This is a genomic window from Rhodococcus oxybenzonivorans (assembly GCF_003130705.1).
Classification (GTDB): domain Bacteria; phylum Actinomycetota; class Actinomycetes; order Mycobacteriales; family Mycobacteriaceae; genus Rhodococcus_F; species Rhodococcus_F oxybenzonivorans.
This window is the reverse complement of sequence record NZ_CP021354.1, coordinates 3,378,627-3,391,859: the sequence shown is the minus strand read 5'-3', so window position 1 is coordinate 3,391,859 and position 13,233 is coordinate 3,378,627. Positions and strand designations below refer to the sequence as shown.

The 13,233-nt window shown below is 67.1% G+C and carries 13 protein-coding genes; all 13 read left to right on the top strand.

Annotated elements, in window-relative coordinates; translation table 11 throughout:
- Positions 1 to 61 precede the first annotated feature (61 nt).
- Positions 62 to 745, top strand: a complete 684-nt coding sequence (gene rpe, locus CBI38_RS15990) for a ribulose-phosphate 3-epimerase (RefSeq protein WP_109335134.1) — start codon at positions 62 to 64, stop codon at positions 743 to 745.
- Positions 746 to 766: 21 nt separating this feature from the next.
- Entirely contained in the window at positions 767 to 1,822 is a 1,056-nt protein-coding gene (ribD, locus tag CBI38_RS15985; protein ID WP_109335133.1) for a bifunctional diaminohydroxyphosphoribosylaminopyrimidine deaminase/5-amino-6-(5-phosphoribosylamino)uracil reductase RibD, read from the top strand.
- 36 nt (positions 1,823 to 1,858) lie between these two features.
- Positions 1,859 to 2,467 carry a riboflavin synthase gene (locus CBI38_RS15980; protein ID WP_109330252.1) on the top strand — a complete coding sequence of 203 codons (609 nt, stop codon included), beginning with the start codon at positions 1,859 to 1,861 and terminating at the stop codon, positions 2,465 to 2,467.
- 80 nt (positions 2,468 to 2,547) lie between these two features.
- Positions 2,548 to 3,801: a bifunctional 3,4-dihydroxy-2-butanone-4-phosphate synthase/GTP cyclohydrolase II gene (locus tag CBI38_RS15975; protein ID WP_109335132.1), complete on the top strand. Its 1,254-nt coding sequence runs from the start codon at positions 2,548 to 2,550 to the stop codon at positions 3,799 to 3,801.
- Positions 3,798 to 4,295, top strand: a complete 498-nt coding sequence (ribH, locus tag CBI38_RS15970; RefSeq protein WP_109330250.1) for a 6,7-dimethyl-8-ribityllumazine synthase — start codon at positions 3,798 to 3,800, stop codon at positions 4,293 to 4,295. Before CBI38_RS15975 ends, ribH begins: the two co-directional genes overlap by 4 nt.
- Complete coding sequence (locus CBI38_RS15965) at positions 4,292 to 4,744, top strand: PH domain-containing protein (protein WP_109330248.1); 453 nt, start codon at positions 4,292 to 4,294, stop codon at positions 4,742 to 4,744. The genes ribH and CBI38_RS15965 overlap by 4 nt, the downstream gene beginning before the upstream one ends.
- A gap of 65 nt (positions 4,745 to 4,809) precedes the next feature.
- The gene (gene uvrC / locus CBI38_RS15960) at positions 4,810 to 7,017 is read left to right on the top strand and encodes an excinuclease ABC subunit UvrC (protein WP_230989855.1); all 2,208 of its coding nucleotides are present in this window, start codon (positions 4,810 to 4,812) and stop codon (positions 7,015 to 7,017) included.
- A gap of 44 nt (positions 7,018 to 7,061) precedes the next feature.
- A complete protein-coding gene (gene rapZ / locus CBI38_RS15955) occupies positions 7,062 to 7,928 on the top strand; it encodes an RNase adapter RapZ (protein ID WP_204164970.1) in 867 nt (288 codons plus the stop codon).
- Positions 7,925 to 8,950, top strand: a complete 1,026-nt coding sequence (locus tag CBI38_RS15950; protein WP_109330244.1) for a gluconeogenesis factor YvcK family protein — start codon at positions 7,925 to 7,927, stop codon at positions 8,948 to 8,950. The genes rapZ and CBI38_RS15950 overlap by 4 nt, the downstream gene beginning before the upstream one ends.
- Positions 8,947 to 9,924 carry a DNA-binding protein WhiA gene (gene whiA, locus CBI38_RS15945; RefSeq protein WP_201453625.1) on the top strand — a complete coding sequence of 326 codons (978 nt, stop codon included), beginning with the start codon at positions 8,947 to 8,949 and terminating at the stop codon, positions 9,922 to 9,924. The genes CBI38_RS15950 and whiA overlap by 4 nt, the downstream gene beginning before the upstream one ends.
- Positions 9,925 to 10,125: 201 nt before the next feature.
- The gene (gene gap / locus CBI38_RS15940) at positions 10,126 to 11,145 is read left to right on the top strand and encodes a type I glyceraldehyde-3-phosphate dehydrogenase (RefSeq protein ID WP_109330240.1); all 1,020 of its coding nucleotides are present in this window, start codon (positions 10,126 to 10,128) and stop codon (positions 11,143 to 11,145) included.
- 17 nt (positions 11,146 to 11,162) lie between these two features.
- The gene (locus CBI38_RS15935; protein ID WP_109330238.1) at positions 11,163 to 12,374 is read left to right on the top strand and encodes a phosphoglycerate kinase; all 1,212 of its coding nucleotides are present in this window, start codon (positions 11,163 to 11,165) and stop codon (positions 12,372 to 12,374) included.
- The gene (gene tpiA / locus CBI38_RS15930; RefSeq protein WP_109330236.1) at positions 12,374 to 13,159 is read left to right on the top strand and encodes a triose-phosphate isomerase; all 786 of its coding nucleotides are present in this window, start codon (positions 12,374 to 12,376) and stop codon (positions 13,157 to 13,159) included. The genes CBI38_RS15935 and tpiA overlap by 1 nt, the downstream gene beginning before the upstream one ends.
- Positions 13,160 to 13,233: the final 74 nt, after the last annotated feature.

Here is a 13,233-nt window from a genome sequence, read left to right as displayed (position 1 = left end):
GTTTCTCGGGGTGCCGACCGCGTGGTCCGAGACGTTCCCGCGTGCGACTAAACTCCGGCGCGTGGCAACCCCGATGATCGCACCGTCCATCCTGTCTGCAGATTTTGCTCGTCTCGCGGAGGAGGCGACCGCGGTCGCCGGTGCCGACTGGCTTCACGTCGACGTGATGGACGCGCATTTCGTCCCGAACCTCACGCTCGGTCTTCCGGTGGTGAAGAGCCTGCTCGCGGCGACGGACATTCCGCTCGACTGCCACCTCATGATCGACGACCCGGGTCGCTGGGCACCGCCCTACGCCGAAGCCGGCGCCCACAACGTGACCTTCCACGCCGAAGCCACCGACGACCCGCGGTCGGTGGCCCGCGACATTCGGGCGGCCGGCGCGAAAGCAGGACTCAGTGTGAAGCCGGGAACGCCGATCGAGCCCTACCTGGAAATTCTGAAAGATTTCGACACGCTTCTCGTCATGAGCGTGGAGCCCGGATTCGGCGGACAGTCCTTCATCCCGGAGGTGTTGTCCAAGGCGAAGGCTGTACGGCGCCTGGTCGACTCGGGTGAGCTGACGCTGATCGTGGAGATCGACGGTGGCATCAACGCCGACACCGTCGAGGCCGCCGCCGAGGCGGGAGTCGACTGCTTCGTCGCCGGATCCGCTGTCTACGGCGCCTCCGATCCCGCCGAAGCGGTGCAGGCGCTCCGAGCCAGTGCTGCCAAAGCCTCTCCGCACCTGAGCATCTCGCGGTAACGGCCCAGCCGAGCCGTGAACGTGCCCCACGAGAATTCTGCCGCAGACCTCGACGCCGCGATGCTGATCGCCATCGGCGCCGCGGAGTCCGCCCGTGGTTTCACCAGCCCGAACCCCGCGGTCGGTGCTGTCGTGCTCGACGCCGGCGGGCGTATCGCCGGGGTGGGAATGACCCAGCCCCCGGGCGGTCCCCACGCCGAGGTCGTGGCGTTGCGGGAGGCGGGTGACGCGGCGCGCGGAGGCACGGTCGTGGTCACTCTGGAACCGTGTAACCACCACGGCCGCACGGGGCCCTGCTCCACCGCGCTGATCGAGGCCGGGGTCGTGGCCGTCCACTATGCGGTGGCCGATCCCAACCCAGAGGCGGCCGGTGGCGCCGAAACTCTCGCGGCCGCCGGCGTCGCCGTCGCCTCCGGACTGCGCGCCCAGGAAGTCGAGCGGGGGCCGCTCCGGGCCTGGCTGCACCGGCAACGCACCGGCCGGCCGCACATCACCTGGAAATACGCGGCGACCCTCGATGGCCGTAGTGCCGCAGCGGATGGAACCAGCAAGTGGATCACCGGTCCCGACGCCCGAGCACGGGTCCACGCCGACCGCGCGAAGCTCGATGCGATCGTGGTCGGCACGGGGACCGTGCTCGCCGACGACCCACGGTTGACGGCTCGGCTGCCCGACGGGTCCCTCGCCGCCCACCAACCGCTGCGCGTGGTCGTCGGCCGGACCGAGCTTCCGCCGCGCGCTCGGGTTCTCGACGACTCGGCGCCCACGCTGCTGCTCCGCACCCACGATGTGAACGACGTCGTCGCCGCCCTCGCCGAGTACACCGACGTTCTGCTCGAAGGTGGGCCCCGGTTGGCGGGTGCCTTCCTTGCCGCAGGCCGGGTCGACCGGATCCAGGCCTACCTCGCTCCGCTGGTACTCGGTGCCGGCAGGCCCGCGGTGTCGGAGGCGGGGGTGTCCACGATCGACGGCGCACTGCGGTTCAACCACGAGTCCGTCGAAACAATCGGCCCCGATTTGTTGTTGAGTTTGATTCCGGCACTGCCGGAGCACCCCGCCCTGTCCAGCAAGCCCTGAATATCACTGTCAGCCTGAAAACGAGGAGTAGCCACCGTGTTCACCGGAATCGTCGAAGAATTGGGTGAGGTCGTCGCCAAGGAAGAGCTGGCTGACGCCGCACGGTTCACCGTGCGCGGTCCGGTGGTCACTTCTGATGCGTCGCACGGAGACTCGATTGCCGTGAACGGTGTGTGCCTCACCGTCGTCGAAGTGCTCGCCGACGGGTCGTTCACGGCCGACGTCATGCAGGAGACCTTGAACCGGTCGAGTCTGCAGAAGATCGATGTCGGGAGCCGGGTCAACCTCGAGCGGGCGGCAGCGCTGAACAGCAGGCTCGGCGGTCACCTCGTTCAGGGGCACGTCGACGGTACCGGTCACATCATCAGCCGGAGCCCGTCCGACAACTGGGAAGTGGTGCGGATCGCTCTGCCCGACGCTATCTCGAAGTATGTAGTGGAGAAGGGATCGATCACGGTCGACGGGGTATCGCTGACCGTGTCGGCGCTCGGTGGTGAGCGCGGCGACGAGTATTTCGAAATCTCGCTGATCCCCACCACGCTGAACCTGACCACACTGGGAGCGGCGCCGGTCGGCGCACCCGTCAATCTGGAGGTCGACGTGATCGCCAAGTATGTGGAGCGCCTGCAAGCCGCCGGCCGCTGAGTCGTACTGTTGAGAAGCATCCGACGGATGCGATTGCTGTATTCGAAGATGCGTAAGTCAAGACTTTGGAGACCGAGCACGTGACCAGGTTCGACAGTATCGAGCGCGCCGTTGCGGATATCGCCGCAGGTAAGGCTGTCGTCGTCGTCGACGACGAAGACCGGGAGAACGAGGGAGACCTCATCTTCGCGGCGGAGAAGGCCACCCCCGAGTTGGTTGCCTTCATGGTTCGATACACCTCCGGATACCTGTGTGTGCCCCTCGACGGTGCGGACTGCGATCGGCTGGGTCTGCCCCCGATGTACGCCACCAATCAGGACAAGCACGGCACGGCGTACACAGTGACCGTCGACGCCCGTGAGGGCATCGGAACCGGGATCTCCGCATCCGACCGCGCCGCCACCATGCGGTTGCTCGCCGACCCGTCCAGCGGAGCCCAGGACTTCACCCGTCCCGGCCACGTCGTGCCGCTGCGCGCCAAGGAGGGCGGGGTGCTGCGCCGCCCCGGCCACACCGAGGCCGCCGTCGACCTGGCCCGGATGGCCGACCTCCGGCCGGCGGGCGTGATCTGCGAGATCGTCAGCCAGAAGGACGAGGGCCATATGGCCCAGACCGACGAGTTGAGGGTCTTCGCCGACGACCACAATCTCGCGCTGATCTCCATCGCCGATCTGATCGCCTGGCGTCGCAAGCACGAAAAGCACGTCGAACGGGTCGCGGCCGCACGGATCCCCACCCGTCACGGCGAGTTCACCGCCGTCGGCTACCGGAGCATCTACGACGACGTCGAGCACGTCGCGCTCGTCCGCGGCGACCTGCCGGGTCCTGACGGTGACGGCAGCGACGTCCTGGTGCGAGTGCACTCGGAGTGCCTCACCGGTGACGTGTTCGGGTCACTGCGCTGCGACTGTGGTCCCCAGCTCGACGCCGCGTTGGACATGGTGGCGCAGGAAGGTCGCGGCGTGGTGCTCTACATGCGGGGGCACGAAGGTCGCGGCATCGGACTGATGCACAAGCTGCAGGCCTACCAGTTGCAGGACGCCGGGTCGGACACCGTCGATGCCAATCTCGAGCTGGGTCTGCCGGCAGATGCCCGCGACTATGGGATCGGTGCGCAGATCCTTGTCGATCTCGGCATCTCGTCGATGCGGTTGCTCACGAACAATCCGGCCAAGCGGGTCGGTCTCGACGGTTATGGCCTCCAGATCACCGAGCGTGTCTCGATGCCGCTGCGCGCGAACGCCGAGAACCTGACGTATCTGCGCACCAAGCGCGACCGGATGGGGCACGACCTGATCGGGCTCGACGACTTCGAAGCGGGAGAGCTGCTGTGAGTGGTGAAGGTCTGCCTGACCTGCAACTCGGTGAGGCTCAGGACCTCGAGCTGGCGATCGTGGCGGGAAGCTGGCACGCGGAGATCTCGGAGGCGCTGATTGCCGGTGCCCAGCGGGTCGCCGCGGACGCGAAGGTGAAGAAAGTCACCCTGGTGCGCGTGGCCGGTGCGATCGAACTGCCGGTAGTCGCGCAGCAACTGGCCCGCACTCATGATGCCGTGGTCGCCCTCGGTGTCGTGATCCGCGGCGGTACCCCGCACTTCGAATACGTCTGCGACGCGGTGACCGCCGGCCTGACGAGGGTGTCCCTCGACGAGAGCACTCCCGTCGGCAACGGTGTTCTCACCACCGATACCGAACAGCAGGCGATCGACCGCAGCGGCCTGCCCGGTGCGGTGGAGGACAAGGGCGGGCAGGCGTGCGCTGCGGCGCTCGACACTGCGGTCACCCTGGCGCGCCTGCGCCGGGAACGAACGGAAGATGCGCTCGCATGACCTCCTCGGAAACCGAGTGGCAGTTCGTCTCGCGACCACGCAAGTCGAGCCGGTACGCGATCGGCGTGGCGATTCTCATGGTCGTCCTTCACGTGACGTTCGCCATTCTCCTGCGCGGTGATTCGACGGGCGTCTACTTCCGGCTCGCGGATCAGGTGGCCTTCGTCGGCATCGGGTGTCTGCTCGCCGGGGCGGTGCTTCTGCTCACACGTCCGCGATTGCGCGTCGGCCCCCGCGGCATCGCTGTCCGCAACGTCCTGGGCGAACGGATCGTCGACTGGGACCTGTACGAGGGACTCTCGTTTCCCGACGGCGCGGCATGGGCGCGGATAGAACTCCCCGACGACGAATACGTTCCCGTGATGGCGATCCAGTCGAACGACCGCGACTACGCGGTGGACGCCGTGCACCGCTTCCGCGACCTCGTGTCGGAGTACGCACCGTCCTGACTGGCCGGCCTGTTCCGGCCGTCGCGGATGCGGGGTTGGTCGGTGGCGCCGACTAACGTGGAGGGGTGCCCGATCCTTCGACATATCGCCCCGCGACCGGAACGATTCCGGTGGCGCCGGGCGTATACAAGTTCCGCGATCCGCACGGCCGGGTCATCTACGTGGGGAAGGCGAAGAGTCTTCGTTCGCGGTTGAACTCCTATTTCGCCGACGTCACGACGCTGCATCCGCGTACCCGTCAGATGGTCACCACCGCGGGCAGCGTCGAGTGGACCGTGGTGAGCACCGAGGTGGAGGCACTCCAGCTCGAATACAACTGGATCAAGGAATTCGATCCGCGGTTCAACGTCCGGTACCGCGACGACAAGACGTACCCGGTGCTCGCGGTCACGTTGAACGAGGAGTTTCCGCGGTTGTTCGTCTACCGCGGTCCGCGTCGTAAAGGGGTGCGGTATTTCGGTCCCTACTCCCACGCGTGGGCAATCCGCGAGACCCTGGATCTGCTGCTGCGCGTGTTCCCGGCCCGGACCTGTTCGGCCGGAGTGTTCAAGCGGCACAATCAGATCGGCAGGCCCTGTCTGCTCGGCTATATCGACAAGTGCTCGGCGCCCTGTGTGGGGCGCGTGTCGGCGGCGGAACACCGGCAGATCGTGGAGGACTTCTGCGACTTCCTGTCCGGCCGCACCGACAAGCTGGTCCGCGAGCTCGAGGCACGCATGCAGAAGGCGTCCGAAGAGCTGGACTTCGAGTTGGCGGCGCGGCTGCGTGACGACGTCGGCGCGCTACGGCGGGCACTCGAGAAGCAGGCGGTGGTGCTCGGCGACGGCACCGATGCCGACCTCGTCGCCTTCGCGACCGACGAACTCGAAGCGGCGGTCCAGGTGTTCCACGTGCGCGGTGGCCGGGTCCGCGGGCAGCGCGGCTGGGTGGTCGAAAAAGCCGGAGACGTCATCGACTGGGCAACGGTCGATTCCGAGGCGGGCTCGGACCTACCGCTTCTCGTCGAGCAGTTCCTCACTCAGTTCTACGGCGAGCAGGCGGCGCTGGCGGGCGGCGCCGACGGCGAGAGCGAAAGCAACGGCGTCCCGCGAGAGGTGCTCGTCCCGGTGCTGCCACACGACACCGAGCAGGTGCAGGAGTGGCTGAGCGGGTTGCGTGGATCAGGAGTCCGGGTGCGTGTGCCGCAGCGCGGCGACAAGAAGGCCCTCGCCGAGACGGTGCAGCGCAATGCGCAGGAGGCGCTGGCGCAACACAAGCTGCGACGCGCTGGTGACTTCACCTCCCGGTCGGCTGCACTACAGGGGATCCAGGAGGCTCTCGATCTGGATTCCGCGCCCCTGCGCATCGAGTGTGTCGACATCAGCCACGTGCAGGGCACGGACGTCGTGGCATCACTCGTCGTCTTCGAGGACGGCTTGCCCCGCAAGTCCGACTACCGCCACTACGCGATCAAGGAGGCCGCCGGCGACGGCCGCTCCGACGACGTCGCGAGTATCGCCGAGGTCACCCGCAGGCGTTTCCTGCGGCACAACCGCGACGTCGGTGTGCTGAGGGCGGAGGCAGAGGCGGCGGGTGGAGGCTCCGAAGGCGGCGATCTCGCACCCGAGGCGGCGATCGACCCTCAGACCGGGCGTCCGCGACGCTTTGCGTATCCGCCCAACCTTTTCGTGGTGGATGGGGGTGCGCCGCAGGTGGCGGCCGCATCCGCCGTTCTCGAGGAACTCGGCATCACCGATGTAGCGGTGATAGGGCTCGCCAAGCGACTCGAAGAGGTCTGGGTACCGGGGGAGGAGGATCCGGTGATCCTGCCCCGGACCAGTGAGTCCCTGTACCTCCTGCAGCGGGTGCGGGACGAAGCGCACCGTTTCGCCATCACCTTCCACCGCAGCAAGCGCTCGCGCCGGATGACGGCATCGGCGCTCGACTCCGTACGCGGTCTCGGCGATACCCGCCGCAAGGCGCTGGTCACCCATTTCGGCTCTGTCGCCCGCCTCAAGCAGGCCACTGTCGAGGAGATCACGGCGGTGCCCGGGATCGGCACGACCACGGCGAAGGCCGTCCTCAGCGCCCTCGGGGCCGGGGAACTGTCTGCGGCGGTGGCGGGAGTGGGGGATGATGAACCCGATCGCAATGGAACCGGCAGCACAGAAGAGAACGGCGCAGACATCCGGCACGATACGGCAGCACAGCAGGACCCGGCCGCAGAGCAGGAGCCGCCGGCACACCGCGACACAGTAGGGCTACACGCTTCGCAACGGACAGGTGTCGAGTGAACGATCAGCACGCGCAGAGCGACCGTCCACCCACGGTTCGGCCGATGGACTTCCTTCTCGTCACCGGGCTTTCGGGGGCGGGATTGCAAACCGCCGCGAAGGTTCTCGAAGACCTCGGGTGGTACGTCGCCGACAATCTGCCACCGGAACTGATCTCCCGCATGGTGGATCTGAGTCTGGAATCCGATTCGCGACTCGAACGCCTCGCGGTGGTCATCGACGTGCGCAGCAGGCTGTTCACCGGAGACCTCGGCTGGGTTCTCACCGAGCTGGAGTACAAGCCGGTGCACACCCGGGTGCTGTACCTCGATGCGTCCGACGAGGTGTTGGTGCGCCGCTTCGAGCAGGTGCGGCGAAGTCATCCGCTGTCCGGGGGCGGCGCCCAGGGAACCCTGTCCGAGGGCATCGCCGCCGAGCGCGACCAACTCGCCAAGGTCAAGGCCGCCGCGGATCTGGTGATCGACACCTCGTCCCTCGCCGCGCACCAGCTGAGGCAGAAGATCGAAGACGCCTTCGGGGACGCCGAGCACCGCACGATGCAGGTGACGGTCCAGTCGTTCGGTTTCAAGTACGGTCTTCCGATGGACGCGGACCTGGTCTGCGACGTCCGGTTTCTTCCCAATCCGCACTGGATCCCCGAACTGCGCCCGCACACGGGGCAGAGCCCGGACGTGCGGGACTACGTGTTGTCGCAGGACGGCGCGGACGACTATCTGACCACCTATCACCATCTGCTGGATCTGACGATCGCGGGATATCGTCGGGAGGGGAAGCGTTACATGACCATCGCGGTGGGTTGCACCGGCGGTAAGCATCGCAGTGTCGCGATGTCCGAGGCCTTGGCAGGCCGGCTCGGAAACGACTCCGGGCTCGGCGTGCGTGTCGTCCACCGTGATCTGGGGCGCGAATGACGGCGGAGCACGCCTATCCCGCAGTGGTCGCGCTCGGCGGAGGTCATGGGCTTTTCGCCACGCTGAGTGCGGCGCGCCGACTCAGCCGGAACGTCACCGCCGTCGTCACCGTCGCCGACGACGGAGGTTCGTCGGGTCGCCTGCGCGCGGAACTGGGCGTCATCCCACCCGGAGATCTCCGGATGGCGCTGGCGGCGCTCGCTGCGGACGACCCGGACGTGCAGGACTGGACGGACACCATCCAGCACCGGTTCGGGGGTATCGGCGCTCTGGCCGGGCATTCGGTGGGAAATCTCATGCTGGCGGGCCTGACCGAAGTTCTCGGCGACCCCGTTGCCGCTTTGGACGAACTCGCCCGGCTGCTCCGCATCGACGGCCGGGTGCTGCCGATGTCGCCGATCGCACTCGATATCGAAGCCGATGTGCAAGGCCTCGAGGCCGACCCACGAGTCAGCCGCTGCATCCGCGGGCAGGTCGCGGTCGCGACCACCCCGGGCAAGGTGCGCCGCGTTCGGTTGCTGCCCGCGAACCCACCGGCATGTCCCGACGCGGTGCGAGCGATCGAGGCCGCCGACATGGTGGTCCTCGGTCCGGGATCGTGGTTTTCCAGTGTCATCCCGCACGTCCTGGTACCCGAACTTCTCGAAACGCTGATCGCGACCGTCGCCCGGAAGGTTCTGGTGCTCAACCTCGCGCCGGAGCCGGGTGAGACCGCAGGTTTCTCCACGGAACGGCACTTACACGTCCTGTCCCGGCACGCACCGGGGCTCACCGTCGACTTCGTGGTCGTCGATTCCGCGTCCGTCCCCCCGGGCCGGGAACGCGAGCATCTCGACCGCGCCGCGGAGCAGTTCCGGGCCCGCGTCGTCTACGCCGACGTGTCGGAACACGGCACCCACACGCACCATGCAGGCAAACTTGCGTCCGTTCTCGAACAGCTCTGGAGCGGCCCCGACCCGGGGTCTCGGGGGAGCGTTGTGGCCGAGACACCAGAGGAAAGGGAGAGCGCTTCGTGGCAATGACAGCAGAGGTCAAAGACGAACTCAGTCGTCTCGTCGTCACTCATGTGAGTTGCCGGAAGGCCGAGGTTTCGTCGCTGCTGCGGTTCGCCGGGGGATTGCACATCGTCGGTGGTCGTGTGGTGGTGGAGGCCGAAGTCGACCTCGGCTCCACGGCTCGGCGACTACGCCGGGAAATTTTCGACCTGTTCACCTACAGCGCCGACGTCCATGTCCTCAGCGCCGGGGGACTCCGGAAGTCGTCGCGGTACATCGTGCGTGTTGCGAAGGAGGGTGAGGCCCTCGCCCGTCAAACGGGGCTCCTCGACCTGCGGGGACGTCCGGTGCGCGGTCTGCCGGCCCAGGTCGTCGGCGGCAGTGTCGCCGACGCGGAGGCGGCGTGGCGAGGTGCGTTCCTCGCGCACGGCTCGCTCACCGAACCGGGACGGTCCTCGGCACTCGAAGTCAGCTGCCCCGGTCCGGAGGCCGCGCTCGCGCTCGTCGGCGCCGCTCGCCGGCTCGGGATCTCGGCGAAAGCGCGGGAGGTCCGCGGCACCGACCGTGTCGTCATTCGCGACGGCGAGGCTATCGGGGCTCTGCTCACGCGGATGGGGGCGCAGGACACCCGCCTCGTGTGGGAAGAACGCCGGATGCGCCGTGAGGTTCGGGCCACCGCCAACCGGCTGGCCAACTTCGACGACGCGAACCTGCGGCGCTCCGCCCGTGCGGCAGTGGCAGCCGCAGCCCGCGTCGAGCGGGCCCTCCAGATTTTGGGCGACGAGGTGCCGGACCACCTGGCGGCGGCCGGGCATCTGCGCGTCGAGCACCGGCAGGCGTCGCTGGAAGAGCTCGGCCAGCTCGCCGACCCGCCGATGACGAAGGACGCTGTCGCAGGGCGAATTCGGCGTCTTTTGTCCATGGCGGACCGCAAAGCCAAGGAAACCGGGATCCCCGACACCGAGTCGGCCGTCACCGCAGACCTTCTCGACGACGCGTAGCTGTCCGGCCCGCCCACGGTCCCGTTTGCCGGAGTGCGGGACTGTGGTGTGCGTGGGTGGAGTGCGCGCCGGGCGATCCTGAGCACTAGGGTAAGAATCACATCGACCGATGGACCCTCGCGCCCGGCCATGCACACGTGGATTCGAGTGGTGCGGGAGCAGCAGAGCTGTACACCAGAATCATGCGCAAAGGAGCAGATTGTGACTGTCCGGGTAGGCGTAAACGGTTTCGGCCGTATCGGGCGTAACTTCTTCAGGGCGGTGGATGCGCAGAAGGCGCTCGGAACCACCGACATCGAGATTGTGGCGGTCAACGACCTCACGGACAACGCAACGCTCGCGCATCTCCTGAAGTACGACTCCATCCTGGGTCGTCTTCCGCACGACGTCTCGCTCGAGGGTGAAGACACGATCGTGGTCGGAAGCCAGAAGATCAAGGCTCTCGCGATCAAGGAAGGTCCCGCGGCACTTCCGTGGGGTGACCTCGGCGTCGACGTCGTCGTCGAGTCCACCGGTATCTTCACCGACGCCGCGAAGGCGAAGGGTCACCTCGACGCCGGCGCCAAGAAGGTCATCATCTCCGCCCCGGCCAAGGGCGAGGACATCACCATCGTGATGGGCGTCAACGACGACAAGTACGACGGCAGCCAGAACATCATCTCCAACGCCTCGTGCACCACCAACTGCCTCGGGCCCATCGCCAAGGTGCTCGACGACGAGTTCGGCATCGTCAAGGGGCTCATGACCACGGTTCACGCCTACACCCAGGACCAGAACCTGCAGGACGGCCCGCACAGCGACCTGCGTCGGGCCCGCGCCGCCGCTCTCAACGTGGTTCCCACCGGTACCGGTGCGGCCAAGGCGATCGGCCTCGTGCTTCCGCAGCTCCTCGGCAAGCTGGACGGCTACGCGCTGCGCGTGCCGATCCCCACGGGTTCGGTCACCGACCTCACCGCAAACCTGAAGAAGTCGGCGAGCGTCGAGGACATCAACGCCGCGATGAAGGCTGCGGCCGAGGGACCGCTCAAGGGCATCCTGAAGTACACCGACGCGCCGATCGTGTCCTCCGACATCGTCACCGATCCGCACTCCTCCATCTTCGATTCGGGACTCACCAAGGTCATCGAGGATCAGGCGAAGGTCGTGTCCTGGTACGACAACGAGTGGGGCTACTCCAACCGCCTGGCCGACCTCATCGGTCTCGTCGCCAAGTCTCTCTGAGCAAAGGTCAGATAACAGTGGCAGTTCAGACTCTCCAGGATCTGCTGAACGCTGGGGTGGAGGGTCGCACCGTGCTGGTGCGCTCCGACCTCAACGTTCCGCTCGACGGTGACAAGATCACCGATCCCGGCCGCATCATCGCGTCCGCCCCCACGTTGAAGGCGTTGGCGGAAGCCGGGGCCAAGGTCATCGTCACCGCCCACCTGGGCCGTCCCGACGGCAAGCCCGATCCGAAGTTCTCGCTCGCACCCGTGGCAGTGAAGCTGGCGGAGGTACTCGGCCGCAACGTCCAGCTCGCCGGGGACGTCGTCGGCCAGGACGCTCTGGCCCGCTCGGAGGGTCTCACGGACGGCGACGTGCTCCTGCTCGAGAACATCCGCTTCGACGCGCGCGAGACGAGCAAGGACGAGGCGGAGCGCACCAAGCTCGCCGAGGCGCTCGTCGAGCTCGTCGGAGACGACGGTGCTTTCGTCTCCGACGGCTTCGGTGTCGTCCATCGCGCGCAGGCGTCCGTCTACGACGTGGCCAAGTTGCTTCCGCATTATGCGGGCACACTCGTCGCCGCGGAGGTCGAGGTTCTCGGCAAGCTGACCCAGGACGCCGAACGGCCGTACGCGGTGGTGCTCGGCGGGTCGAAGGTGTCGGACAAGCTCGCGGTGATCGAGGCATTGGCCCCCAAGGTCGACACCCTCGTCATCGGTGGCGGCATGTTCTACACGTTCCTGGCCGCGCAGGGCGTCTCGGTGGGCAACTCGCTGTGCGAGGAGTCGATGATCGAGACGTGCAAGGGGCTACTCGACCGGTACGCCGACGTCATTCACATCCCGCAGGACGTGGTGATCGCGGACTCCTTCTCGGCGGATGCCGAGTCCAAGACCGTGTCGGTACTCGAGATCCCGGACGGCTGGATGGGCCTCGACATCGGACCGCAGTCGGTGCGCCGATTCGCGGCGATCCTCACCAGCGCGAAGACGGTGTTCTGGAACGGCCCGATGGGTGTGTTCGAGTTCGAGAAGTTCTCGGCGGGCACCAAGGGTGTTGCCGAGGCCATCATCGAGGCCACCGGCAAGGGCGCCTTCAGCGTCGTCGGTGGCGGCGACTCCGCGGCCGCGGTGCGTCAGCTGGATCTCCCCGAGGACGGCTTCTCGCATATCTCGACTGGTGGTGGAGCCTCTCTCGAATATCTCGAGGGCAAGGAACTGCCCGGCATCTCGGTTCTGGAGGGCTGATGGCGCGCAAGCCGCTGATCGCCGGCAACTGGAAGATGAATCTGAACCATTTCGAGGCGATCGCGCTGGTTCAGAAGATTGCCTTCTCGCTGCCGGACAAGTATTTCGACAAGGTCGACGTGACGGTGCTCCCACCGTTCACCGACATCCGCAGTGTCCAAACCCTCGTCGAGGGTGACAAGCTCCTGCTCACCTACGGGGCGCAGGACGTGTCGGCGCACGACTCGGGTGCCTTCACCGGCGAGATCAGCGGTTCCATGCTGGCCAAGCTGGGGTGCACGTTCGTCGTCGTCGGACACTCCGAGCGTCGGACCCTGCACGGTGAGGACAACGACACTGTGCTGGCCAAGACCAAGGCAGCACTGAAGAACGGGCTCACCCCGATCGTCTGCATCGGTGAGGGCCTCAACATCCGTGAGGCCGGCGAGCACGTGGCGTACAACGTCGAACAGTTGCGGGGCTCGCTCGCCGGGCTGTCCGCCGAAGACGTCGCCAAGGTCGTCATTGCGTACGAGCCGGTGTGGGCCATCGGCACCGGCCGGGTCGCCAGTGCGTCGGACGCCCAGGAAGTCTGTGCTGCGGTCCGCGCCGCCCTCGGCGAACTGGCCACCCCTGCGGTGGCCTCCACGGTCCGTGTGCTCTACGGCGGAAGCGTCAACGCCAAGAACGTCGGCGAGATCGTCGGGCAGTCCGATGTGGACGGCGCCCTCGTGGGCGGCGCTTCACTCAAGGCCGACGAGTTCGCGACGCTGTCGGCGATCGCTGCCGGCGGGCCCCTGCCCTGAGGCGTCTCCGGCGCTCGTGCGCCTTTCTGGTAGTGGTGGCTACCAGAAAGGCGCACGAGCGCGGAGCGCCTGTA